Source organism: Cohnella caldifontis (genome assembly GCF_029360585.1).
GTDB lineage: Bacteria > Bacillota > Bacilli > Paenibacillales > Paenibacillaceae > Cohnella > Cohnella caldifontis.
Genome location: NZ_JAQZSJ010000012.1, coordinates 1 through 22,811, shown reverse-complemented (window position 1 = coordinate 22,811; position 22,811 = coordinate 1). Strand labels below are relative to the sequence as shown.

General features: G+C 59.5%; 25 protein-coding genes and 2 riboswitches. Of the genes, 19 read left to right on the top strand and 6 right to left on the bottom strand.

The window, feature by feature from the left end; translation table 11 throughout:
- The first annotated feature begins 65 nt into the window (after positions 1–65).
- The 13 genes from PTZ19_RS16565 to PTZ19_RS16505 all read left to right on the top strand — a co-directional run bounded on the left by PTZ19_RS16565 (position 66) and on the right by PTZ19_RS16505 (position 10,545).
- Positions 66–608 (top strand): hypothetical protein, encoded by a 543-nt coding sequence (locus PTZ19_RS16565; protein WP_276356189.1) that lies wholly within the window; start codon positions 66–68, stop codon positions 606–608.
- 270 nt (positions 609–878) lie between these two features.
- Positions 879–1,862: an aldo/keto reductase gene (locus PTZ19_RS16560; protein WP_276356188.1), complete on the top strand. Its 984-nt coding sequence runs from the start codon at positions 879–881 to the stop codon at positions 1,860–1,862.
- A gap of 228 nt (positions 1,863–2,090) precedes the next feature.
- On the top strand, positions 2,091–2,426 hold the full coding sequence (locus PTZ19_RS16555; RefSeq protein ID WP_276356187.1) for a DUF1801 domain-containing protein: 336 nt from the start codon (positions 2,091–2,093) through the stop codon (positions 2,424–2,426).
- Between the two features lie 22 nt (positions 2,427–2,448).
- Positions 2,449–2,796: an ArsR/SmtB family transcription factor gene (locus PTZ19_RS16550; RefSeq protein WP_276356186.1), complete on the top strand. Its 348-nt coding sequence runs from the start codon at positions 2,449–2,451 to the stop codon at positions 2,794–2,796.
- A complete protein-coding gene (locus tag PTZ19_RS16545; protein ID WP_339329337.1) occupies positions 2,793–3,293 on the top strand; it encodes an SRPBCC family protein in 501 nt (166 codons plus the stop codon). Before PTZ19_RS16550 ends, PTZ19_RS16545 begins: the two co-directional genes overlap by 4 nt.
- A 113-nt stretch (positions 3,294–3,406) precedes the next feature.
- Entirely contained in the window at positions 3,407–4,849 is a 1,443-nt protein-coding gene (locus tag PTZ19_RS16540; protein WP_276356185.1) for a nicotinate phosphoribosyltransferase, read from the top strand.
- 27 nt (positions 4,850–4,876) lie between these two features.
- Positions 4,877–5,146 (top strand): globin domain-containing protein, encoded by a 270-nt coding sequence (locus PTZ19_RS16535; RefSeq protein WP_339329338.1) that lies wholly within the window; start codon positions 4,877–4,879, stop codon positions 5,144–5,146.
- 182 nt (positions 5,147–5,328) lie between these two features.
- Positions 5,329–5,652, top strand: a complete 324-nt coding sequence (locus PTZ19_RS16530; protein ID WP_276356184.1) for a cupin domain-containing protein — start codon at positions 5,329–5,331, stop codon at positions 5,650–5,652.
- 16 nt (positions 5,653–5,668) lie between these two features.
- Positions 5,669–6,043, top strand: a complete 375-nt coding sequence (locus tag PTZ19_RS16525; protein WP_276356183.1) for a DUF488 domain-containing protein — start codon at positions 5,669–5,671, stop codon at positions 6,041–6,043.
- Between the two features lie 98 nt (positions 6,044–6,141).
- Positions 6,142–7,539: an MDR family MFS transporter gene (locus PTZ19_RS16520; RefSeq protein ID WP_276356182.1), complete on the top strand. Its 1,398-nt coding sequence runs from the start codon at positions 6,142–6,144 to the stop codon at positions 7,537–7,539.
- 171 nt (positions 7,540–7,710) lie between these two features.
- Positions 7,711–8,754, top strand: a complete 1,044-nt coding sequence (locus PTZ19_RS16515) for a LacI family DNA-binding transcriptional regulator (RefSeq protein ID WP_276356181.1) — start codon at positions 7,711–7,713, stop codon at positions 8,752–8,754.
- Positions 8,751–9,413 carry a ThuA domain-containing protein gene (locus PTZ19_RS16510; RefSeq protein ID WP_276356180.1) on the top strand — a complete coding sequence of 221 codons (663 nt, stop codon included), beginning with the start codon at positions 8,751–8,753 and terminating at the stop codon, positions 9,411–9,413. Before PTZ19_RS16515 ends, PTZ19_RS16510 begins: the two co-directional genes overlap by 4 nt.
- Before the next feature lie 31 nt (positions 9,414–9,444).
- A complete protein-coding gene (locus PTZ19_RS16505; protein ID WP_276356179.1) occupies positions 9,445–10,545 on the top strand; it encodes a Gfo/Idh/MocA family protein in 1,101 nt (366 codons plus the stop codon).
- A gap of 66 nt (positions 10,546–10,611) precedes the next feature.
- Here the strand turns inward: PTZ19_RS16505 and PTZ19_RS16500 are convergent, their stop codons facing one another.
- The 3 genes from PTZ19_RS16500 to PTZ19_RS16490 form a co-directional block, all read right to left on the bottom strand.
- Positions 10,612–11,559 carry a hypothetical protein gene (locus tag PTZ19_RS16500; RefSeq protein ID WP_276356178.1) on the bottom strand — a complete coding sequence of 316 codons (948 nt, stop codon included), beginning with the start codon at positions 11,557–11,559 and terminating at the stop codon, positions 10,612–10,614.
- Between the two features lie 21 nt (positions 11,560–11,580).
- Positions 11,581–12,240, bottom strand: coding sequence for a hypothetical protein (locus PTZ19_RS16495; RefSeq protein ID WP_276356177.1), 660 nt, complete (start codon positions 12,238–12,240; stop codon positions 11,581–11,583).
- Between the two features lie 98 nt (positions 12,241–12,338).
- Complete coding sequence (locus PTZ19_RS16490; RefSeq protein ID WP_276356176.1) at positions 12,339–13,397, bottom strand: HD-GYP domain-containing protein; 1,059 nt, start codon at positions 13,395–13,397, stop codon at positions 12,339–12,341.
- 159 nt (positions 13,398–13,556) lie between these two features.
- A riboswitch (cyclic di-GMP riboswitch) is annotated at positions 13,557–13,660 on the bottom strand.
- A gap of 169 nt (positions 13,661–13,829) precedes the next feature.
- Positions 13,830–13,868, top strand: a riboswitch (PreQ1 riboswitch).
- 148 nt (positions 13,869–14,016) lie between these two features.
- On the opposite strand from PTZ19_RS16490, the gene queF reads away from it, so the two are divergent.
- From queF to PTZ19_RS16465, 5 genes are all read left to right on the top strand, one after another.
- Entirely contained in the window at positions 14,017–14,520 is a 504-nt protein-coding gene (queF, locus tag PTZ19_RS16485; RefSeq protein WP_276356175.1) for a preQ(1) synthase, read from the top strand.
- A 25-nt stretch (positions 14,521–14,545) separates the two neighbouring features.
- Positions 14,546–15,079, top strand: a complete 534-nt coding sequence (locus tag PTZ19_RS16480) for a VUT family protein (RefSeq protein WP_276356285.1) — start codon at positions 14,546–14,548, stop codon at positions 15,077–15,079.
- Positions 15,080–15,220: 141 nt separating this feature from the next.
- On the top strand, positions 15,221–15,592 hold the full coding sequence (locus PTZ19_RS16475) for a GntR family transcriptional regulator (protein ID WP_276356174.1): 372 nt from the start codon (positions 15,221–15,223) through the stop codon (positions 15,590–15,592).
- Positions 15,589–16,491 (top strand): ABC transporter ATP-binding protein, encoded by a 903-nt coding sequence (locus tag PTZ19_RS16470; RefSeq protein ID WP_276356173.1) that lies wholly within the window; start codon positions 15,589–15,591, stop codon positions 16,489–16,491. Before PTZ19_RS16475 ends, PTZ19_RS16470 begins: the two co-directional genes overlap by 4 nt.
- Positions 16,488–17,183, top strand: coding sequence for a hypothetical protein (locus PTZ19_RS16465; RefSeq protein ID WP_276356172.1), 696 nt, complete (start codon positions 16,488–16,490; stop codon positions 17,181–17,183). Before PTZ19_RS16470 ends, PTZ19_RS16465 begins: the two co-directional genes overlap by 4 nt.
- Before the next feature lie 111 nt (positions 17,184–17,294).
- Here PTZ19_RS16465 and PTZ19_RS16460 read toward each other — a convergent pair whose 3' ends face one another.
- Entirely contained in the window at positions 17,295–18,611 is a 1,317-nt protein-coding gene (locus tag PTZ19_RS16460; protein ID WP_276356171.1) for a WD40/YVTN/BNR-like repeat-containing protein, read from the bottom strand.
- Between the two features lie 196 nt (positions 18,612–18,807).
- Between PTZ19_RS16460 and PTZ19_RS16455 the strand changes: the two genes are divergently transcribed.
- Entirely contained in the window at positions 18,808–20,055 is a 1,248-nt protein-coding gene (locus PTZ19_RS16455; protein ID WP_276356170.1) for an MFS transporter, read from the top strand.
- Between the two features lie 447 nt (positions 20,056–20,502).
- Here PTZ19_RS16455 and PTZ19_RS16450 read toward each other — a convergent pair whose 3' ends face one another.
- Both PTZ19_RS16450 and PTZ19_RS16445 read right to left on the bottom strand, forming a co-directional pair.
- Positions 20,503–20,853 carry an ArsR/SmtB family transcription factor gene (locus PTZ19_RS16450; RefSeq protein WP_276356169.1) on the bottom strand — a complete coding sequence of 117 codons (351 nt, stop codon included), beginning with the start codon at positions 20,851–20,853 and terminating at the stop codon, positions 20,503–20,505.
- A gap of 570 nt (positions 20,854–21,423) precedes the next feature.
- Entirely contained in the window at positions 21,424–22,587 is a 1,164-nt protein-coding gene (locus PTZ19_RS16445) for an ROK family transcriptional regulator (protein WP_276356168.1), read from the bottom strand.
- Positions 22,588–22,811 lie beyond the last annotated feature (224 nt).

The following is a 22,811-nucleotide window of genomic DNA, read 5'->3' as shown; positions in this document are numbered from 1 at the left end:
TCTCCTCTACGTCTAATCCGTATCCTAACTGAACAGGATGACAGCTTAGAAAGGATGATGGAGCGATGAAAAGAACGTTGCTGCTTGCCGCCGCGATGGGCGTGCTGCTGGCCGGATGCGGCGCGCAAGCCCAAACGCCGCAGCCCTCTTCGCCCGGCGCGCAGGCGGTTGAAACGCAGACGGCTTCGGCAGCCCCCGACTTGTTCACGACGGGAGAAGGAGGAGATGCCGCATGGTGGCAGGCGCATTCGCAAGACGCCCGGACGGAGGACGAGCGGACGGCCGCAGGGTTCGTGCTCGCCGTGCTGAATCGGGATATCGGAGCCGTCGCGGAGCGTGCCGCGGGCATTGACGCGTACTTCGAACCCGCGAAGCCGGAGCTGAAAAGCCGCTTGGCCCCGCTGGACATTTCCAGCCCCCAGGTGCGGGAGGCGATCTTCGCGTCAGCCGCGGCGGACGATGCCGGCACGACTTACGCGTTCAAGCTCGTAGGCGGGACTTCTGCCGATTCGTTCCAGGGCATCGAAGGGGCGCTGCAGTTCCACGTGAACGGCGCCGCCCATCTGGTCGACGATTTGCCCGAGCCGGTCTTCGATTCGAAGCCGTGACGCACGGACGCGGCTTCCTGCGTTCGCTAGGATGGGAGGCGGCGGGAAGATCCCGTCCACCCGGAGGAAGCCGGACGAGAAGAGAACCGTACAATGTACGGTTCTTTTTTTTCGGCGATTCGCCAAGCGGAGTCCCGCCGGCCGCTCCACTCATCCCACGTTCCATCCGCGTTGGACATAACTTTGCGCGCGGACGGAAAAATACGGTATGTTTGGGGGAGAGGATTCGGCAGCATGAAAACATCGATTTCGGGAAAGGCGGGATGGCAGATGGAAAAACGCAAGTTGGGCGGAAAATTGGAAGTGTCCGCGCTCGGACTCGGCTGCATGGGGATGTCCGACTTTTACGCCGGAAGGGATGAGGAGGAGGCCGTCCGCACCGTCCGCCGGGCGCTCGAGCTCGGCGTGACGTTCTTCGATACGGCGGACATGTACGGCGTGGGCCGCAACGAAGAGCTCGTCGGCCGCGCGCTGAAAGGCAGGCGGCAGGAAGCGGTCATCGCCACGAAATTCGGCAACGTCAGAAGCGAGGACGGCAAGTTTCTCGGTATCAATGGCCGCCCCGAATACGTGAAGAGCGCCTGCGAAGCGAGCCTGCGCCGCTTGGGCGTGGATTGCATCGATCTGTATTACCAGCACCGGGTCGACCCGAATACGCCGATCGAGGAGACCGTCGGCGCGATGGCGGAACTGGTGAGCGAAGGCAAGGTCCGGTATTTAGGTCTCTCCGAAGCCGCGCCGGCCACGATCCGGAGGGCCCATGCGGTGCATCCGATCACGGCGCTGCAGACGGAATATTCCCTCTGGAGCCGGGACGTGGAAGACGAGATTTTGCCGGCGTGCCGGGAACTGGGCATCGGCTTCGTGCCGTACAGCCCGCTCGGGCGGGGATTCCTGACCGGGCAGATCCGGCGCTTCGAGGACCTGGCCGAAGACGATTACCGCCGGAACTCCCCGCGCTTCCAAGGGGAGAACTTCGCGAAAAACCTCGAGCTGGTCCGGCGGATCGAGGAAATCGCCCAGGAGAAAGGCTGCACCCCGTCCCAGTTGGCGCTGGCTTGGCTGCTGGCCCAAGGGGACGATATCGCGCCGATTCCCGGAACGAAGCGGAGAACGCTGCTGGAGGAGAACGTCCGGGCCGCGGGCGTGAAGCTCACGAAGGAAGAGACGGCGCGGATCGAAGAAGCGGCGCCCAAAGGCGCGGCGGTCGGAACCCGCTATCCGGAGGCCGGCATGAAAGGCGTCAATCTGTAACATCCACTCAGGAAAATAGTGCCGGTTTCCCTTCTCCTCATGGAGGAAATCGACGGCACACCCGGATCCCCGCCGACAGCGTTCGGCGGGGTTTTGCGCGCGGCAGCTTGATCCGCCGGATTCCGGGTACCGAAACCAAATCAAAATATTCCTTGACAAGAATATTCCGGAAGATGTATATTGAAATCAAAAGCCGCGCGCACGATCCAATGAGGAGGGAAATGCAAAGTGAATCAGGAAGTTACCGCCTACATCGAAAATTTGCCCAATTGGCAGGGTGGGATCAGTTCGACCTTGCGGGACATGGTTCGGGAGACGATTCCGAACGTCGAAGAACGCATCCAGTACAAGAAACCGCATTTTCTAAAAAACGGACATTACGCGGCGGTCATTTCGCCTTCGAAGGACGCCATCTCGTTCATGATCATGAATGCGGGCGGCATCGACTTTCCGAAGGGATTCGAAGGTCCCGCCGAACGGAAGTGGATCAAATTGCGGGAAGGCGACACTCCGGACCTCGCCCTGCTGTCGGGGCTTCTGAAGCAAGCCTCCGGCACGCTGTAACCGAAACCGCGGGGGTGGGCCGATGAATCCGACAACCTTGAACGCGCTTGCGGAACCCAATCGTTTGCTGATCATCGAACTGTTGCGCGAAGGTCCGCTTTCGGTCGGGGAAATCGCGGAACGGCTGCACCTTCGGCAACCCCAGGCATCCAAGCATCTGAAGTTTTTGAGCGAAGCCGGTCTTGTCGAAGTACGGGCGGAAGCCAACCGGCGAATTTACCGACTGCGGCCGGAACCTTTAATGGAAATGGACGAATGGCTGGAATCGTTTCGCGGCATGTGGGAGGAACGGTTTGACCGTCTATCCGATTATCTCCTATATTTGAAGAAAACCGGTTCGTCCCTAAAGCCCAAGGAGGAATTCAAATGAGCAGCCGGCAAGGACTTTTATTGAAACGCGAGTTTAACGCGCCTCGAGAACTGGTATTTAAGGTGTGGACCGATCCGGCGCATTTCGGCAATTGGTGGGGGCCCAAAGGTTTCTCGCTCGAAGTGGCCAAGATGGACGTCCGTCCGGGCGGCATGTTCCTCGGCTGCCAGAAGTCCCCGGACGGGCAGCACGCCATGTGGGGCAAGTTCGTTTACCGGGAAGTGCAGGCGCCGGAGAAAGTGGTATGGGTCCAATCCTTCTCCGATGAAGAGGGGAATACCGTTCGCGCCCCGTTCAATCCGAACTGGCCGCTTGAGATTCTCAATATCCTCACGCTCGAAGAAAACGGGGGAAAGACGGTGCTGACGCTGCAAGGCGGGCCACTCAATGCCTCTGCCGCCGAACAGGAAGCATACGAAGCGATGGCGCCGATGCTGGCGCAAGGGTTCGAAGGCACGTTCGAGCAACTGGCCAACTACCTGGCAAGTCAACATTAAGCCGATACCGTTCGGCGAGACGGAAGCTTCGGGGGAATTCCTCCGAGGCTTTTTCGTCTGCAGTATGAAAAGCGTCGACCTTTGACGATATTGGATGCAAGAGGTGATGCCGCATGTACGAGGAGAAAATGACTCTCCATACCGATAAATACCAGATCAACATGATGTACGCGCATTGGGTGAACGGGACGCTGGGCCGGAAAGCCGCGTTCGAGGCGTATTTCCGCAAGCTGCCGTTCGGTAACGGATACGCCGTTTTCGCGGGGTTGGACCGGATGATCGACTACATCCTCGGATTGCGGTTCACCGAGGAAGACATCGAATATCTCCGGCAGCAGGAAGAGCGCTATGACGAAGGGTTCTACGACGAACTGCGGGCGTTCCGGTTCAGCGGCGACATTCGCTCGGCGGCGGAAGGGACTTTGGTGTTTCCGGGCGAGCCGCTGTTCCGGGTGGAAGCGCGGATATTCGAAGCCCAGCTGGTCGAGACGGCCTTGCTCAATTTCATGAATTATCAAACGCTGGTGGCGACCAAAGCGTCCCGCATTAAACGGGTGGCTCCGGACGACGTTCTCCTGGAGTTCGGGACGAGACGGGCGCAGGAGGCGGATGCCGCGGTGTGGGGGGCGAGGGCGGCCTATTTGGCGGGCTTTCACGCGACCTCGAACATGAGGGCCGGGGCGTTGTTCGGCATTCCCGTCAAGGGGACGCATGCGCATTCCTGGGTGCAGGACCACGACAGCGAGGAGGAAGCGTTCCTCCGCTACGCCCAGGCGTTACCCGACCACGTATCTTTATTGGTCGACACTTACGATACGCTGCGAAGCGGCGTGCCCAACGCGATTCGGACCGCCAAACGGCTGGAGGCGGCAGGCAAACGGCTGGAATCGATCCGCATCGACAGCGGCGACTTGGCCTACACTTCCAAGAAAGCCCGCGAGATGCTGGACGATGCCGGTCTTAAAGACGTTAAAATCATCGCGTCGAACGATTTGGACGAGAACATCATTCTGGATTTGAAAGCCCAGAACGCGCAGATCGACATCTGGGGCGTCGGCACGCAGCTCATCACCGCGGCGGATCAGCCTTATCTCGGCGGCGTCTACAAGTTGGTAGCCCGGGAGGCGGACGATGGCGCTCTCGTGCCCGTCATCAAAATTTCCGGCAACCCGGAGAAAGTATCCAATCCCGGCGTCAAGGACGTCTATCGGATCGTGGACAAGCGGACAGGGAAAGCGGCGGCCGATTACGTCGCGCTCCGGGGAGAGGAACTTCCGGCCGGCAAGCCGCTGGAGCTGGTCGATCCCGCGCATCCCTATTGGAATAAAACCGTCGAGGACTACGAGGCGATTCCGCTTTTGCGGCCGGTATTCGAGCGGGGAGCATGCGTGTACGCCCGGCCCGGGCTGGACGAAATCCGCCGAAGCCACGCGGAGCAGACGGGGCTGTTCTGGCCGGAGTACTTGCGCAAGCTGAACCCCGAAGTGTACCGGGTGTACTTAAGCCCGGCCGCCTGGCAGCTGCGGGTGGAATTGATCCGGAAGTATCAGGGATGAACCGGGCGGTATTTCCCGCGCGGCCGGATTGCGATCTCCATCACAAACCGGGCGAAGCAGTATTTGTTTCTGACTCCGTTCACCGGAGGCCCTTCGCTGTACACGGACCGTTACGGCTTCGGGAACATGCGGATCATCCACGAACGTTTTCCGATTACGCCGGAGCGTGCGGAGGCTTGGCTGTCATGCATGCGTGAGGCGATGGACGAAATCGGCTTGGAAGGAAATCCGCGGACGATGATGTTCCGGATGCTGACGAATGCCGCACGTCGATTCGTGATCGCGGAGGAAGCCTGACCACATGGGGGAGCAGCATGAAATGGGGTTCTACGCCGATCCGGGAGGAAGTCTATTGCGGCTCGCGGTTCTCAGATCCCGAAACAGGGGGATTTGCCGAATGTCCGGAACGCGCGGATCCATATCGTTCTTCTCTCCTTCCCGTACGAATCTCCCCCATTATAAAGGAGGCGCAATACGCGATGAAACGAGCGAAGCTGGACGATTTCCGACAATTCGACGATAGCCGGTTCACGAAGAAAACGATCTTCCACGGGGAAGGCGGAGCTTTTTTCGTATTGAATTTCCTCCCCGGCCAATCCATCCCGCCCCACAAGCATCCCGGTTCGCGGGTGACTTTGTGGGTGCGGGAAGGAAGCGGAACGATCCGGGTAGACGGCGAAGAGCAGGACATTCAGGCGGGCGACGCGGTACAATGCGAAGGGGACGAGGAGATGTCGATCCGCAATCCGGGCGCGTCGCCTATGTGCGTTGTCGTATGCCTGGCCGCCGTCCCCGGAAGTTGAAGGGAGAGGAAACGGAATGGGCGAAACCGGGAATTTCCGGATCAAGCGGATTTACGAACCGGCCGAGGAATCCGACGGCGTCCGTGTGCTGGTGGACCGCCTGTGGCCGAGGGGGATCTCCAAAGAGCGGGCGAGGCTGGACGAATGGATGAAGGACGTTGCGCCCAGCTCCGCTTTGTGCGCCTGGTTCGGGCATGACCCGGAACGATTCGGGGAATTCCGGAGCCGATACGAGGCCGAGCTGGCTGAGGTACGGGTCCGTCCTTGCATAGGGCGATTGAACGCGTGGGCAGAGAACGGTCCGGTGACGCTGCTCTACGGAGCGCGGGACGAGCGGCATAATCAAGCGGTCGTCCTGTTGGAATACCTGACGGGACAAGCCGCTTATTGACAAGTCTTGGGACCTTTCCGATAATGGGTAAGCATACATAAAGGTATGAAATGTATGTCTTCCGCCAAAACAACCTATTCGGAAAGAAGGCAACTTCCTTGTCTAATCGCACCAACGTCAACATGGTCACCATCGGCCTTCTGGCCGCCTTGTTCATCGGGGCGCTGGACGTCACCGTCGTGGCCACGGCCATGCCCGAAATCACGAAAGAACTGCAAGGCTTAAGCCTTATCAGCTGGGTGTTCTCGATCTATACGCTGACGACCTGCGTCACGACCCCGATATTCGGCAAGCTGGCCGACCTGTTCGGACGGAAAATCGTGTTCGTGATCGGCACGGTGGTGTTCGTCCTCGGTTCGGTTCTATGCGGCTTGGCCCACTCGATGACCGCCCTGATCTGGTTCCGGGCGCTTCAAGGGATCGGGGCCGGCGCGCTGAACACGGTGTGCTTCACGATCGTTGGCGATATTTTCCCCGGCGAGAAACGCGCCAAAATGATGGGCGTGTTCGGCTCCGTGTGGTCGGTAGCCGGGCTGCTGGGTCCTCTCGTCGGCGGCTATTTCGTCGATTACGTGACCTGGCGCTGGATCTTCTTCATCAACGTGCCGATCGGCATCATTGCGCTGGTCCTGGTCATCGGCTTCCTGCACGAGAGCTTCGAGCGGAAGAAGAAAAAGATTGACTACCTCGGCGCGCTTACGTTTACGATCGCGCTGACGTCGCTGTTGTACGCGCTGCTAAGCGGCGGCGAGCAGCATCCGTGGAATTCCGGGACGATTATCGGGCTTTTCGTCGCCGCCGCCGTGTTCATCCTCCTGTTCCTGTGGGTCGAGAAGAAGGCCGCGGAGCCGATGATGCCGCTGTCCATTTTCAAAATCAAAGTAATGAACGTGGTCAACGTCACCGGCTTCCTGGCGTTCAGCGTGACGACGGGCATTACGATTTATGCGCCGATCTGGATCCAGTCGGTGCTCGGCCATACCGCGACCGGCTCCGGCTACACCGTCATGCCGATGTCGATCGCTTGGCCGATCGCCTCGGTAATCGTGGGACGCATCATGTACCGGGTGGGCATCAAGGCATCCGTCGTGTTCGGCGGGGTCGTCGTCGTCGCGGCCGGCGCTTGGCTGGCCGCATTGAACGTGGATTCTCCCTTCGCGTATTGGATCGGAATCATGATCGTCTTCGGCTTCGGCATGGGCTTCCTCTCGACGCCGTCCAACGTCATCGTGCAATCGGTCGTCGGCTGGGAAATGCGGGGCGTCGCCAATGCGGCGAACGCGCTCATGCGGTCGCTCGGACAGACGGTTGGCGTCGCGGTGTTCGGCACGATTTTCAACCATTACGTCACTTCGGATACGCCGACGGTGACGGAGCTAACGTCGGGCATGCACGGCGTGTTCCTGCTGCTGCTTGCCATTACGGCCGCCAATCTGCTCTCCGTGTTGTTCTTGCCGTCCCATGGCAAGATCATGGCCCAGCAGAAAGCGCATTGATCGGAGTTCAAGGCAAGGCGGGTCTTCGGACCCGCCTTTTTTTAGTTTCGCACATTGACTTGAAGTCAGGCCGATGAGATAATGTACGCGCGTACATTTTGTATAGGGGCACCGCCAAAAGGAATCGGAATAAGCAACAGGCCTTTGCGTCACTTTTGGGGGGAATATGACATGGCGACACGCAAAGAAGTGGCCGATCTCGCGGGCGTTTCCGAAGCGACCGTGTCCCGGGTGCTGAACGGCGTCGGCCCGATCCGGGAGTCAACCCGCGATCGCGTCTTGGACGCCGCCGAGCGGCTGGGCTATCATCTGAACGCGGTCGCATCCAGCTTCGCGCGGGGCCGCAGCGGGAACCTCGGCGTCGTGCTGCCGCACGTGCCCAAGGTCCACCTGTTCTCGACGTACTACTTCTCGGAGATCTTAAGCGGCATCGGGCAGACGGTGCATGAACGCGGATACGGATTGCTGCTGCTGTTCCGCAACCCGGCTGAAGAATACGACTACGTGTCGCTCTTCCGAACCCGGCGCATCGATGCCGCGGTCATCCTCGGCGCAAGTTCGCTGCCCGCCGAGGTTGCGGGCATCCGCAAAGCCGCGGAGGAGGGGCTGCCCTGCTGCGTGATGGATCAGCATTTTCCGGAATTCTCGATCGGGAAAATCGCCGCGGACCACGTGGAAGGGGCCTATCGGGCCGTCCGGCATCTGCTGGGCAAAGGATACCGCAGCATCGGCTTTCTGAACGGGGCGCCCCAATATTCCAACAGCGCGGATCGGCTGACGGGATATCGGAAGGCGCTTCAAGAAGCAGGCATCGAACCGGATGACTCCTTGGTGTACCCCGGCAATTACAGCTGGACGAGCGGGAACGCGGCGGCGGAGCGTGTCCATGCCGATTTCGACCGGCTTGACGCCTTGTTCGTCGCCAATGACCGGATGGCCATCGGGCTGATGAAAGGCCTCCGCGACCGGGGATGCGCGCTGCCGGACGATCTCGCCATCGCCGCTTACGACGATTCCGACGCGGCGCGAATGAGCGAGCCGCCGCTGACTTCGGTGCGCGTGCCTTTCTACGAAATGGGAAGACTGGCCGCGGAGAAAGTGCTGGATCAAGCAACGAAGACGCCGACGGGAGACGCGGAGCCGTTCTCGGAGCAGCTGACTCCGACGCTCGTGATCCGGCAATCCTGCGGAGAACGGAAAGGGGAATCGCTATGAAACAAGCATTGATCGTTTGGGGAGGCTGGGACGGACACCAGCCGGAGGAAGTCGCGGGCATTTTCCGGGGGCTTCTGGAGAAAGAAGGCTTCCGAGCCGAAGTATCGGACCAGTTGGAGGAGTTCGCGGATGCCGATAAACTGAAGACGCTCGACCTGATCGTGCCGGTCTGGACGATGGGCAAAATCGAACCGCAGCTGGCGACCAACGTGTCGGAAGCGGTACAGAGCGGCGTCGGCTTGGCCGGCTGCCACGGCGGCATGTGCGACTCCTTCCGCGAGAACGTGGAATGGCAGTTCATGACGGGGGGCCAATGGGTCGCGCATCCCGGCAACGACGGCGTGGAGTATACCGTGAACATCACGGCCAATTCCAGCCCCCTCGTGGAAGGAATCGAGGATTTCCCCGTCAAGAGCGAGCAATATTACATGCACGTCGACCCTGCCGTGGAGGTGCTGGCCACCACGCGGTTCCCGACCGTGCCGGGTCCCCACTCCCTGAACAAACCCGTCGACATGCCGGTCGTGTGGACGAAGCGTTGGGGAGTCGGCCGGGTGTTCTATAATTCGCTGGGCCACCAGGCGGATATCGTCCGGATGCCGCCGGTATTGGAACTGATGAGGCGCGGGTTCCTCTGGGCCGCGCAAGGCAAAGGCTGATCGCAAGACTAGCATAAGGGGGAACGCAAGCATGGAGAAATTGAAGGTCGGCATTATCGGAACGGGCAACATCAGCGGGATTTATTTGCAGAACGGCAAGCGGTTCGATTCCATGGAAGTCGTCGCTTGCGCCGACATCGACGTGGAGCGGGCGAAAGAGAAAGCGGAGGAGCACGGCATCCGCGGCTGCACGGTCGATGAGCTGCTGGCCGATCCGGAGGTTCAGATGGTGATCAACCTGACGATCCCGCAGGCGCACGCGGCGGTCGGCATGAAAGCGCTGGAAGCCGGCAAGCACGTCTACGGGGAGAAGCCCCTTGCCGTTACCCGCGAGGAAGGCCTGCAGTTGCTGGCGCTCGCCGAGAAGAAAGGCTTGCGCGTCGGCAGCGCTCCGGACACGTTCCTGGGAGGCGGCATCCAGACTTGCGTGAAGCTGATCGAGGACGGCTGGATCGGCACGCCGATCGGCGCGACGGCTTTCATGATGAGTTCCGGGCCGGAAAGCTGGCATCCTTCTCCGGAGTTCTTCTACGAGAAGGGCGGCGGCCCGATGTTCGATATGGGCCCGTATTACTTGACCGCGATGATCGCCCTGCTCGGGCCGATCGCCCGCGTCACGGGCTCGGCTCGGATCACGCATCCCGAGCGTAAGATCACCAGCAAGCCGAAATTCGGCAAAGTGCTGCAGGTAGAGACGCCGACCCACATCGCCGGCGTGATCGACTTCGCCTCCGGCCCGGTCGGGATGCTGCTCACCTCGTTCGACGTCGCGGGCGGCTCCACGCTGCCGCGCATCGAAATTTACGGCAGCCAAGGCACGCTCGTCGTACCGGACCCGAACACGTTCGGCGGACCGGTGTCCGTGAAGAGAGCCGGCTCGTCGGAATGGTCGCAAATCCCGCTGACCCACGCCAAAACGGAAAACGCCCGCGGCGTCGGAGCGGCCGACATGGCCAAAGCGATCCTAAGCGGCCGCAAACATCGGGCGAACGGGGCCATGGCCTATCACGTGCTGGAAGCGATGCACGGGTTCCATGACGCGTCCGAGCAAGGCAAGCATTACTTGATGCAAAGCACGTGCGACAAGCCGGCGCCGCTGCCGCTCGGCTTGGCCGATTACGCGCTGGATTAAGCCGATTCGTCCTTCATCAAGAAAGCTCCTCCGATCCCGCAAGGGTTCGCGAGGAGCTTTTGCTTTTTATCGAGCGCCGTTGTCCGACTTTTCCGTACATCGGCCCGCTATTCCAGCAAAACTGCCGCCGTTGTCCGACTTTTCCGTACATCGGCCCGCTATTCCAGCAAAACCGCCGCCGTTGTCCGACTTTTCCGTACATCGGCCCGCTATTCCAGCAAAACCGCCGCCGTTGTCCGACTTTTCCGTACATCGGCCCGCTATTCCAGCAAAACCGCCGCCGTTGTCCGACTTTTCCGTACATCGGCCCGCTATTCCAGCAAAACCGCCGCCGTTGTCCGACTTTTCCGTACATCGGCCCGCTATTCCAGCAAAACCGCCGCCGTTGTCCGACTTTTCCGTACATCGGCCCGCTATTCCAGCAAAACCGCCGCCGTTGTCCGACTTTTCCGTACATCGGCCCGCTATTCCAGCAAAACCGCCGCCGTTGTCCGACTTTTCCGTACATCGGCCCGCTATTCCAGCAAAACCGCCGCCGTTGTCCGACTTTTCCGTACATCGGCCCGCTATTCCAGCAAAACCGCCGCCGTTGTCCGACTTTTCCGTACATCGGCCCGCTATTCCAGCAAAACCGCCGCCGTTGTCCGACTTTTCCGTACATCGGCCCGCTATTCCAGCAAAACCGCCGCCGTTGTCCGACTTTTCCGTACATCGGCCCGCTATTCCAGCAAAACCGCCGCCGTTGTCCGACTTTTCCGTACATCGGCCCGCTATTCCAGCAAAACCGCCGCCGTTGTCCGACTTTTCCGTACATCGGCCCGCTATTTCAGCAAAACCGCCGCCGTTGTCCGACTTTTCCGTACATCGGCCCGCTATTCCAGCAAAACCGCCGCCGTTATCCGACTTTTCCGTACATCGGCCCGCTATTTCAGCAAAACCGCCGCCGTTGTCCGACTTTTCCGTACATCGGCCCGGTGCAAAGCTCCGGAGTTTCAAAATGACGTTGCTTGCCATGAGGCCGTTTCGCTGAGACTGTTACATCAGTCTGTATACCTCATCAGCGACACGGAAACGGTAAAATCGCTTTTCACTGCCACCTTCCATATGAAGCAATTGTTTGTCGAGTAGCTTTCGTATCCACTCCCGCGTTGCATCCTCCTTTAATCCGATCCACCGGCATGCATCCGACATCGAAAAAGCCCCGATATTTACGAGACCGCAACGGAGAATCTCCCTTTCATACACGGACATCTCCATCCATTTGCCGTCCCGTCCGTTTCCCCATCTCCCCAAAGCTTCATACACGGAGCGGGCGCAGGCTTCCGGTTTTTTGTCCAGTTCGTCCCAACTGAACGGCATATACTTCAGATTCAGCTTCATGATGGAACGAATGCGCATTTGCTCGAAAGAGTGACGCTCCCGCGTGATCTTCTCGGCATGCACGACGTAACCTTCCGCCTCAAACGCGATTCCCAACTTACGATGAAACACGTCCACGTAAATCTTCACGCCCGTTTCGCTCACCAGCTCATACTCCAATTCCATATCCTCGAACGTGCCGAAGACGCGCCACAACGCCTCGCACAATTTCTTGGTACCTGTCAGATCGCGGTCCAGCATCTCCCGGCGCATGCCGGTCGCTTCCGCCTTCTGGCGCGCCAAAAACGCCTCGAACGCTTCCTCAAAGTGGTTCATCGTCCCATCCCCTCCTTGAAAATAAAAAACGCCGCCTGCCCCGGAGATCCGGGAACAAACGGCGGGTGCTTCACGCACGAAAACGTTGCGGTTACGGATCAGCCGACGATCTCCTGGATCCGGACGGCGTCCGATTTGCACAAATCGAGGAATTCGTCGCCGACGGAAATGAGCGGGCTGGCCGGATAGTTCGGATTGATCAGCAGGATTTTCCCGCTTCTGCCGTCGGACAGCAGCACTTCGCTGCCGATTTGCGCGTTCATCAATCCGTTCAGGAACGTCATGCCGATCCGGGAGTCGAAGCGGCCGCGGATGATCGACTCGTGGATTTCCTTGACCACTTCGTAGAAGGTGTAGGCGGGCCTGTACGGCCGTTCGGACGTCATCGCGACGTATACGTCCGCCAAAGCGACGATTTTGCTGAGCGGATCGATGTCTTCGCTTTTCAGCCGATGGGGGTATCCGCTGCCGTCCTCCCGTTCGTGGTGCTGCAGGGCGACGAGCGCGACGCGGGAGTCCACCCCGGATTCCTTCAGGATTTCATGCCCTAAGACGGTGTGTTCTTTCATGATTTCCCACTCGCTGGGATGGAACGCGCCGGGCTTGTTCAACAAATAGGAAGGGAGCTTGGCCGACCCGATGTCGTAGAGGCTGGCGGCGGTGGTCAGCAGGGAAAGCTCCTTGTCGTCCAGCCTAAGCCATTTGCCCAGCGCGGCGGACATAAAGACGACCCCGATCGTTTGCTTGTAACGATAGTCGGAAGCGGATTTCAAATCCGCGAACAGCTGGAACAAATTGCGTTTGCGCGCGGCCTCCATGATCAGGGGCAGCACCTGGCTTTCCAGGTCCGAGACCGGCACTTTGCCGTCCGATAGCGCCAGCTTTTCCAAATCGTAAAGGCGGGATTCCGTCTTCCGTACCAGCTCCCGTTCATCCGCCGGCCCGCCCAAAGCCGCGGCTGCGGGAGCCGTTTCCGGGGCGGCTGCCGCAGCCGGCTGCACGTGGATATCGTACGGATCGATTTTGAAATTTTCCAGCTTCTCGATATGTTGGGGCCCGATGATCGTGTCTTCCGGGATCAACAGCACCCCTCTGCCGTCCATAATCGGATGAAGGGTGAGCATTCCAATGAGATCTTCATACCGGTTAACCTGCATGGCTACCTCCTCGAATCGTTGCGGACTGCCAATCAACCGATAAAGCGTCGGAGCGGAGAGAAAACGCTTCCTTTTTGACGGTCGGCCAAACGCAGATAAGCATCCTTCTTCGCTGGAAGATTGGATGCCGGGGTCTGGTCGCCAAACGCGATCCCATGCTTCGGCAACCCAGCCGCCATAGGGAGAACCGCGGCCCGATCGCCGCCCCCCGTAGGCCTGAAGTTTTGCGTCCTTGCCTTTCGGCAAGTTTGCCTTTATCGTTTGGTCAAATTATAAGTAATATTGGCAGATCTGTCCAGAGACCTATCTCTTTCCGTCGATCTATGTCTCTATTCCCAGGTTGGAAACCGCGAAGGCTAGCCAATCCGCCTGGGCTGTGGTATTCTATCCGTTGACAACCGAAGAAGAAAATCCGGCTTGCCGATCGGACGGCCGGGAGAGGTTCGCGAACTCCCTCTATAAAAAACTAAGATCGGATCGCATTCCGCCGCGGCCGCTTTTTTGGCGCCGTCTGCCGGATTTGCGCATCTTTGTTTTTAGTTGGTTACGAAGCGAATCTCGTTCTTCTTTCTCGTTGCCAGGCGCAATTCGCCGCGAGAAACAAGGAGGAGATTTTTTTATGGCGCATGCCGGAAGAAGCCCGGAAGAATTGAAGGACATTTCGCAACTCGGCAGCCAAGGAACCCGTTATCCGTCGCAGTATGCTCCCGAGGTGCTGGAGACGTTCGACAACAAGCATCCGGGCCGGGACTATTTCGTCAAATTCAATTGCCCGGAATTTACCAGCCTATGCCCGATGACGGGGCAGCCCGATTTCGCCACGCTTTACATTTCCTATATTCCGGACGTGAAAATGGTCGAGAGCAAGTCGCTCAAGCTCTACTTGTTCAGCTTCCGCAACCACGGGGACTTCCATGAGGACTGCGTGAACGTCATCATGAACGACCTGATCGCGCTCATGAACCCCCGCTATATCGAGGTTTGGGGCAAATTCACGCCGCGGGGCGGCATTTCCATCGACCCGTACTGCAATTACGGCCGTCCCGGTACGAAGTACGAAGCCATGGCGGAGCACCGCCTGCTGAACCACGATTTGTATCCCGAGAAAGTGGATAACCGGTAAAGGAGGAACGAAAGCGATGAAACCGCTGATGATCGTACTTTATTTGCTCGCCATCGTGCTCGCCAACGTGATCACGGCCAGCAACGATCCGATCGTATGGGGCAAGCTGATTATCCCCGCGGGCTCGTTCCTGATCGGAGCGACTTTCATTCTCCGGGATTTGGTGCAAAACGCGATCGGCCGGAAAAGAACGTATGCGGCCATCGCCGCCGCGATGGTCCTCTCCGCGGCCTCTTCTTACGCGCTGGGCGACACGCTGTGGATCACGGCGGCGTCCGCGCTCACGTTCCTCTGCTCGGAGACGGCGGACACGGAAATCTATACCCGTCTCCGGCTGCCGATGTCCGTCAAGGTGCTGTACAGCGGAATCGTGGGCGGGGTCCTCGACAGCGTCATTTTCGTCGTCATCGGCCTGTCGCCTCTTGGCGCCGGCTTCCTGCCCTGGAGCCTCGTCGGTTACGCCGTCGCGGGGCAAATCGCGGTCAAGGTGGCCATGCAGGGCATCGGCGCGCTCGCGGTCCACTTCGTGCCGCAGACCCGGTCGGCCAAAGCGTCATAACCATCGCAAGCGTAGTTCAAGGCCTTCTTCCGAGCGTCGGGAGAAGGTTTTTTTATTTTCCAAAATGCCCCTTGACTTTCCAGACGGTCACATCTATAGTTAGTTACATAAGTAATGAACCAGTTAGGTGGTGAACCACGGATGCTAAACTCGATGGACGACAGCCGCCCGATCTTCGTGCAGATCGCGGAGAAAATCGAAGACGACATCATCGAAGGCGAACTTCCGGAAGAAACGCAGGTACCGTCCACGAATCAATTCGCGGCGCTGTACCGGATCAACCCGGCGACGGCGGCCAAAGGAGTGAATCTTCTGGTGGACGAAGGTATTTTGTATAAAAAGAGGGGTGTCGGCATGTTCGTGAAAGAGGGGGCCCGCGTGCAGCTGAGGGAGAAGCGGAAATCGCAATTCTACGAGCAATACGTCGTAGCCATGGTTCGCGAAGCGGCGAAGTTGGGAATAACGACAGACCAATTGACCGAAATGATCCGGAAAGGGGAGCAAGCGGAATGAGCCAAGTCGTATACGCGAAAGGGCTGACCAAATCGTACGGCGGCTTCGACGCGGTCAAGGACGTCAGCTTCGCGCTCGAGGAGAATCGGATTTACGGCTTGCTGGGCCGGAACGGGGCAGGCAAGACGACGATCATGAACATGATCACCGCCCAGACTTTCCCGACGAGGGGGGAGCTGAAGGTGTTCGGCGAGGAGCCCTTCGAGAACGGGCGCGTGCTCAGCCGGGTATGCATCGTGAAGGAGAGCCAGAAGTATCCCGACTATTTTAGCGTCCGAGACGTGCTGGAGACGGCCGCCATGCTGTTTCCGAACTGGGACCGGGCATTCGCGGCGTCTCTCGTGGAGGAATTCAGGCTGCCGGTCAAGCGGAAAATGAAAAAGCTGTCCCGCGGCATGCTCTCTTCCGTCGGGATCGTGGTCGGGCTGGCATCCCGCGCGCCGCTGACCATCTTCGACGAGCCGTATCTCGGTCTGGATGCGGTGGCGAGGAAGATTTTCTACGACCGGTTAATGGAAGATTATACGGAACACCCGCGCACGGTCGTCTTGTCCACGCACCTGATCGATGAAGCGAGCCCGCTGCTGGAACACCTCCTCGTCATCGACGGCGGCCGGATCTTGCTGGACGAAGACGCGGACGAGTTGCGCGGCCGGGCATACTCCGTGGCGGGAACGGCGTCCAAAGTGGAGGCGTTCGCGTCCGGCCGCGAGGACCAGGTGATCGCGCGGGAAACGTTCGGGTCCCTGGCCTCCGCGACGCTGCTGGGCGTGATGGACGAAGGGACGCGCCGGCAGGCGGGATCGCTGAATCTGGAGCTGGCTTCCGTGTCCGTGCAGCAGCTCATCGTCCATTTAACCCAGGAAAATACGCAAAGAAAGGCGGCGAATGACCGATGAACCGAACGCTTGGCATTTTCCGGATGCATTGGCGCGATAAATTCTCCGTGTTGGTCCTGCCTTGGGTGATTTGCGGCTTCAGCTTCGTCGTCAACCTCATCGTCGGCGCGGGGGTGCGGCCGGAGGAAGGCATTTATACGGGCGGGCTGTCCTCGATCTACGTCTACGTGTTCGTCGCGGGGATCGTGATTCTGGCCCAAACGTTCCCGTTCGCGCTGGGGATGGGCGTTCGCCGGACGGATTACTTCTGGGGGACGTTGGCGGCGACGGCCAGTTCGAGCGCGATCACGACGGTCGTATTGATCCTGCTGTCCGAGGCGGAAGCCGGGTGGCTGAACGGGTGGGGCGTGGGCCTGCATTTCTTCCACCTGCCGTTTGTCCATGAAGGACCCGCGTGGCTGCAAGCCGCGACGCATTTCACGCTGCTCATGACTTTGATTCTGATCGGCTTCTTCATCTCCGCCGTATATCGCAGATTCGGCAAGTTCGGCTTATATGCCTTCGGACTCGTCGCGCTTCTCGTCTTCATCGTGGGACCGCTTCTCTTGACTTATTTTGAGCGGTGGGACGATATCGGCCGGTGGGTGGAAGCGAACTTCCATACGCTCAACGATTTGACGCCGTGGCTGCTGCTGGTTGCCGTGCTGCTCGGACTGGGCTCTTACGGCATGCTGCGAAAGGCGACGATTTGATCGGAACCGAAAGGGCGGAGGAGAATGACGGATCCGTCGGTTTAAAAAAGGGAGAGGCCTATGCATGCGGCATAGGCCTCTTGCATATTCGGTTCGGGCGCCGTCGTTTCCTCAACCTTTCGGCTTATCGAACGTGTGCGTCAACGTCCAATGCTTGCCGCCGTCCGACGTGACGTACATGCGGGACGGTTCGACGGAGTCGGCGTTGATCCACCAGACGTGATCGGCATCCGTCGCCGCGATTTGCTGCGGGGCGTAACCGGGATACTGGGGCGTCAGGTTCTTCCATGTTTTGCCCCCGTCGGTCGTTTTGCCAAGGGTATTCGGGTTGTCGCAGGCTTGGCATTGTCCGCCCAGGAACGCGACGCGCGTATTCACGACGTATAGGGTGCCGGGCGACGAGCCGCCGTTCCGGGGGACTTTGTTCTCGTCCATCGCGAACCCGGGAGCCGGACCCGAGCCTGCGCCCGAGTTGGCGACGACGGGCTGCCACGTCTTGCCGCCGTCGGTCGTGTGAAACAGGGAGTAGGACCGCTGCGACATGCCGGCGTTGCCGACCAGCTCCACCCAGGCATCGTTCTTGCCGGCGGATCGGATGATCGCGTCCGTCGGCAGCACGATCGAATCCCGGGTAAATACGGTCTTCCACGATTGGCCGCCGTCCGTCGTTCTGAGGATCGAAAAGCCCTTCGTTCCGTTCGTGACGGCCCATCCGTTCGCGGCGTCATGGAAGTAGGCTTCCCCGGCCAGCTTGCCTGGAGTCGGGAGGGCGGTCCACGTTTTGCCGCCGTCGGTTGTCCGGAAGCGGCTGCTGAAAGCTTCTTTGTCCGATACGAAATGGAAGAACCCGTAGCTCGGCACGACGCCGGCATCGGTCCAGGTTTTTCCGCCGTCGGTCGTACGGATCAGCTTCGCGCCTCTTTTGTCGCCGATATCAAGCGTCGCCCAAGCTTTGTTCGCGTTCAGCGCGAAAATTTGGAGCACGCGGAATTGCGGCCGCAGCTGCACGGTCCAATGTTTGCCGCCGTCGGTCGTTCGTGCGATCCACCCGTCCCCGCCCGTCCAGCCCGTCTGCGGGTCGGCCATTCGGACGGCGTATACGGCGCCGGTCGTCCGGGTGTCGCCTTTCAAATCCTTGGAGACGGGTGGCGGGTTGACGGGTACCTCTACCGTCGGGTTGGGCGTGGAGCCGATCGGCTTCGGCGCGGCCGGCGACGAAGCCGCGGGCGGCGACGCGGACGGAGAGGCGGCGGGCGAAGATTCGGCCGGGGCCGATGACGGAGGAGAGGACGAAGCGACGGGCGGCGATCCCGTGCCGGAAGCGTCTCCGGAATGGGAGGTATTGCCGCCGGTGCAGCCGGCCGCGGCCAGCAGAAGCGACAAGCCGAGCAGCCATGCGGTCCAGCGGAAACGCGAAGCGGTGTTCATGGTGAGTTCCCCTTTCCTGCGGATGCGAATTAGACGTGGCATCGCGCAATAAAGTTGATCGGAACGCCGGCTAGTTACTCCCGGGCATCCGTTTATTTTTCCCCAAACGAGGACATTTCAGGAAACGGCGACATCTCGAATCGTCCGTGTTATCATAGGAAACATATTGTTCTTGGGAAACGAAGGGGGAACTTCCATGTCATCATCCGCAACGGAATTGCGCAAAACCGCGCTGGTGACGGCAACCGTCTTGCCCGTGCTGCTGGCCGTCAGTCTCGTGCATCTGCTCAACGATTCCATGCAGGCCGTCGTGCCTGCCATGTTCACCATTTTGGAGGAATCGCTTCATCTCACGTATACCCAAGTCGGCTGGATCCTGTTCGCGCTGAACATGACGTCCTCGGTCATGCAGCCCGTGGTCGGGTCTTACACGGATCGCCGTTCTTCCCCGTACATGCTGCCCGTGGGGATGGGGCTGAGCTTGATCGGGATGCTGGGGATCGCGTATTCTCCGAATTTCTGGTTCGTCCTGCTGTCGGTCGTGTTCATCGGCTTAGGCTCCGCGATTTTCCATCCCGAGGGATCGAGGATCGTATACTTGGCGGCCGGAGGGCGAAGGGGATTCGCGCAGTCGGTCTACCAGGTCGGCGGGAACGCGGGAAGTTCCTTGGCTCCGCTGATGACGGTTTATATTTTCGCGCCGCTCGGACAAACCGGGGCCGTGTGGGGGACGGTGCTAGCGGGCCTCGCGATCGCGGTTCTCCTGGTGCTGGTCCCGTGGTATAAGCGGCAGCTCGCGGCGTGGGACGAAATGAAGGCGGCCCGGCGCTCCGGATCGAAAGCGGGAGCGGGGGCGATGGCCGAGGCCAGCCATCCCCGCGTGAAGTTCGCGATGGGATTGCTGATTTTCCTCGTGTTCGCGCGGTCTTGGTATCATGCTTCGATCAGCAGCTTTTATCAATTCTTTTTGAAAGAACACTACGGGCTGACGACCGAACAAGCGCAGTTTCCGCTGTTCCTGTTCCTGATGTCGGGCGTGGCGGGGACGTTCTTCGGGGGGGTTATGGCCGACCGGATCGGCATGAAAAACATGATCGTCTTGTCGATCGCCGGGGCGGCGCCGCTCGCCTTGCTCTTGCCGCACTTGCCGCTCGCTTGGGTGTATCCCGTCATCACCGTGCTCGGCTTCATCATCCTGTCCGGGTTCTCCGTCACGGTCGTTTACGCGCAGCATCTCATGCCGTCCAAGGTGGGCATGGCGTCCGGGCTGACGACGGGCCTGGCTTTCGGGATGGGCGCGATCGGCGCGGTCGTTCTGGGAAAAGCCGCGGATATGTTCGGGCTGACCGACGTCATGTTCTTCTGCAGCGGACTGCCGATTTTGGGGTTGCTGGCTTATCTGCTGCCGTCCGACCGGGCAAGCGGCAAGGTTCGTCAGGCGTAACGGGTAGATGGGCGGCGTGAATAGGGTTTTCGCGGGTGAACTCGGAGGCGGGAACTCTCGTGAGGCGTGGCTTGTGAGGCCGGAGTTCACACGCGTGCTGTGAAGGGGGTTCTCGCGTGCTGCGCGGGGGAGTTCTCACGCATGCAATGAGGGGGATTCTCGCCTCGCGTTTTGCTCGGAAGAAAATTCGCGCAGATGTGTCATGAGGGTAAATCGCGCGCATGCGCCGAAGAGGGGAGACGGGGAACCGTGTCCTCTCTTTTTTGTTGCGCGAGTCGTGAAAGGGACACCTTGTAACGAGCCGTTTGCATAGCAGGGAGCGGAAATAGGTGATGAGGTCATCTATATGGCGGAAAACGTGGCGTGTGTACAGAAATAGAAGAGGAGATCATCTATTTAGCGGAAATCAGCAGTTAACTTGGTTGAATAAAAACCTCAGGATCGACCTCACTCATCGGTATCGTCGTACATGGTCAATTGGGCCAGCTCGTTGAGGCGGGTTGCCCGTCCGGGAAGTTGGGAGAGGAAAATCTTCAGGTCCGGGTACTCCTCTAAGTTCAGCGAATAGTACACAAACTGACCGCGCTTGGTTTCTCGGATCAGACCGGCGCTCCGAAGCTTGCGCAAATGTTGGCTCGTATTGGGCTGGCTGGCCTGAAGCAGTTTTGTAATGGCCGTAACGCTGAGCTCTCTCTCTTGCAGCAGCGCCAAAATCGCAAGCCGCATCGGTTCGCCCAGGATTTTCAGGAGCTCCGCCATTTCCGTCAATTCCGCTACGATTCCCTCTTGAACCATCATGTTGATCCATCCTGTCCGAACCATTTTCTATCATTATATATTTATTCGATAATATATGACATGAATATTTTACCGCATGAATTGAATTCCCAACCGAGGCTTACTGATATAAAAGGGATGGATGCCGGAACGGAGAAGGATAAGTCGGTGGGACCGACTTAATGGGCTGCGGAGTGCCTGAACGGAGAAGGATAAGTCGGTGGGACCGACTTAATGGGCCGCGTGGGGCCCGAACCGAGAAGGATAAGTCGGTGGGACTGACTTAATGGGCCGCGTGGGGCCCGAACCGAGAAGGATAAGTCGTTGAGACCGACTTAATGGGCTGCGGTGTGCCTGAACGAAGAAGGATAAGTCGGTGGGACCGACTTAATGGGCCGCGGAGTGCCTGAACGAAGAAGGATAAGTCGGTGAGACCGACTTAATGGGCTGCTGAGTGCCTGAATGGAGAAGGATAAGTCGGTGGGACCGACTTAATGGGCCGCGGAGAACCCGAACCGAGAAGGATAAGTCGGTGGGACCGACTTAATGGGCTGCGGAGGACCGGCCGCTTACCCGACTTGCAGCCCTCGCTCAAGCGGATTTCAACCGTTCGAAAAAGCCGGCGATCGCGGTCTGAGCGGCACCCATGACAGCCGAGCGCTGACCGAGTTCCGCGAACAGCAGCTGCACGCTGCGGAGATGGAAGCCCAGCGAGCGCTGGACGACGGTGCGGCGCAGGACGTTTTCGATCCAGGGACGGGCTTGGCTCATGCGGTTCCCGATAATGACGGCATCCGGATTGAACACGTTCACGATGTTGGCGATGCCGATGCCGAGGTATTCCCCGGTTTCCTCGAGCAGCGCCAGCACCTCGGGACGCCCCGACTCCGCTCCGGCCAGGAGGCTCTCCAAATCTTCGAAGCCCAGCTCCGCCGCTTTGTCCAGCAGCGCCTGCTCGGAGGCGTACATTTCCCAACAGCCCCGATTGCCGCAAGAACAGGGCTTTCCGAATGCCTCGACGGACAGGTGGCCCATTTCCCCGGAAAAACCGGAGGCCCCTTTGTAAAGCTCCTTGCGCAAAATGAGCCCGGTCCCGATCCCGATTCCCACGCTGACATACACGAGGTTGTCGATGCTGCGTCCGGCTCCGAAAATCCGCTCGCCCAGCGCGCCGGCGTTCGCTTCGTTATCGATCGCGACCGGAACGCCATAACGCTCGGCCAGGATCCGCCGCAAGGGAACGTCGCGCCATTGCAGGTTCGGAGCGAACAGTACCGTGCCCGATTCGTCCACCAGCCCGGGCACCCCGACGCCGATTCCGGTGATGCCGTACGCGGACGAAGGGGCTTGCCCGATCAGCCCGTCGATGCAGCGGAAAGCTTCCTCGAGCACGGTCTCGGGGTCATGGCGTTTCAAAGCCAATTCCGACTCCGTTACGACGTTACCCCTCAAATCGGTCAACACGCCGCGGATGTAGTTGACGCCGAGGTCCAGGCCGACGGCATGCCCCGCTTCCGCCACGAAATCCAGCATGACGGGCTTCCGTCCGCCGCTGGAGACGCCCGTGCCGATCTCGCGGACGACGGACCCGTCGATCAAATCCTGCACCAGGCTGGACACCGTCGCCTTGTTCAGGCCGGTCCGCTCCGAGATTTGGGCCCGCGACAGCGGGGCCCCGCGCAAGATCGCTTCCAGAACGATAGCGGTATTGATTCGTTTGATGAGCGCTTGGTCGCCGGTAGGCGGGTTCGTCATGATGCGGGAAAGCTCCTTCGGAAATAAGTTATTTTCTATCATAGCATAATCCGTTTGAATTACTTCTATCGAGGTTCAGCTTTTATGGTAAAGCCCGTCAACGACGCATGAACCCGTACTAACGCCCAAGGGAATGGAGTGCGGTAACAATCCGTAATTCAACCGTATGCAGGATGAAATAGCGTACCGCATCCACTAATTCGCTCATACGATCGCAAACGCGA

What these genes read in the sequence shown, in the direction of transcription:
- PTZ19_RS16565 (WP_276356189.1), top strand. Translation starts at nt 66, where the DNA reads ATGAAAAGAACGTTGCTGCTTGCCGCCGCGATGGGCGTGCTGCTGGCC.
- PTZ19_RS16560 (WP_276356188.1), top strand. Translation starts at nt 879, where the DNA reads ATGGAAAAACGCAAGTTGGGCGGAAAATTGGAAGTGTCCGCGCTCGGA.
- PTZ19_RS16550 (WP_276356186.1), top strand. Translation starts at nt 2,449, where the DNA reads ATGAATCCGACAACCTTGAACGCGCTTGCGGAACCCAATCGTTTGCTG.
- PTZ19_RS16545 (WP_339329337.1), top strand. Translation starts at nt 2,793, where the DNA reads ATGAGCAGCCGGCAAGGACTTTTATTGAAACGCGAGTTTAACGCGCCT.
- PTZ19_RS16540 (WP_276356185.1), top strand. Translation starts at nt 3,407, where the DNA reads ATGTACGAGGAGAAAATGACTCTCCATACCGATAAATACCAGATCAAC.
- PTZ19_RS16530 (WP_276356184.1), top strand. Translation starts at nt 5,329, where the DNA reads ATGAAACGAGCGAAGCTGGACGATTTCCGACAATTCGACGATAGCCGG.
- PTZ19_RS16525 (WP_276356183.1), top strand. Translation starts at nt 5,669, where the DNA reads ATGGGCGAAACCGGGAATTTCCGGATCAAGCGGATTTACGAACCGGCC.
- PTZ19_RS16515 (WP_276356181.1), top strand. Translation starts at nt 7,711, where the DNA reads ATGGCGACACGCAAAGAAGTGGCCGATCTCGCGGGCGTTTCCGAAGCG.
- PTZ19_RS16510 (WP_276356180.1), top strand. Translation starts at nt 8,751, where the DNA reads ATGAAACAAGCATTGATCGTTTGGGGAGGCTGGGACGGACACCAGCCG.
- PTZ19_RS16505 (WP_276356179.1), top strand. Translation starts at nt 9,445, where the DNA reads ATGGAGAAATTGAAGGTCGGCATTATCGGAACGGGCAACATCAGCGGG.
- PTZ19_RS16500 (WP_276356178.1), bottom strand. Translation starts at nt 11,559, where the DNA reads ATGGCAAGCAACGTCATTTTGAAACTCCGGAGCTTTGCACCGGGCCGA.
- PTZ19_RS16495 (WP_276356177.1), bottom strand. Translation starts at nt 12,240, where the DNA reads ATGAACCACTTTGAGGAAGCGTTCGAGGCGTTTTTGGCGCGCCAGAAG.
- PTZ19_RS16490 (WP_276356176.1), bottom strand. Translation starts at nt 13,397, where the DNA reads ATGCAGGTTAACCGGTATGAAGATCTCATTGGAATGCTCACCCTTCAT.
- queF (WP_276356175.1), top strand. Translation starts at nt 14,017, where the DNA reads ATGGCGCATGCCGGAAGAAGCCCGGAAGAATTGAAGGACATTTCGCAA.
- PTZ19_RS16475 (WP_276356174.1), top strand. Translation starts at nt 15,221, where the DNA reads ATGCTAAACTCGATGGACGACAGCCGCCCGATCTTCGTGCAGATCGCG.
- PTZ19_RS16470 (WP_276356173.1), top strand. Translation starts at nt 15,589, where the DNA reads ATGAGCCAAGTCGTATACGCGAAAGGGCTGACCAAATCGTACGGCGGC.
- PTZ19_RS16465 (WP_276356172.1), top strand. Translation starts at nt 16,488, where the DNA reads ATGAACCGAACGCTTGGCATTTTCCGGATGCATTGGCGCGATAAATTC.
- PTZ19_RS16460 (WP_276356171.1), bottom strand. Translation starts at nt 18,611, where the DNA reads ATGAACACCGCTTCGCGTTTCCGCTGGACCGCATGGCTGCTCGGCTTG.
- PTZ19_RS16455 (WP_276356170.1), top strand. Translation starts at nt 18,808, where the DNA reads ATGTCATCATCCGCAACGGAATTGCGCAAAACCGCGCTGGTGACGGCA.
- PTZ19_RS16450 (WP_276356169.1), bottom strand. Translation starts at nt 20,853, where the DNA reads ATGATGGTTCAAGAGGGAATCGTAGCGGAATTGACGGAAATGGCGGAG.
- PTZ19_RS16445 (WP_276356168.1), bottom strand. Translation starts at nt 22,587, where the DNA reads ATGACGAACCCGCCTACCGGCGACCAAGCGCTCATCAAACGAATCAAT.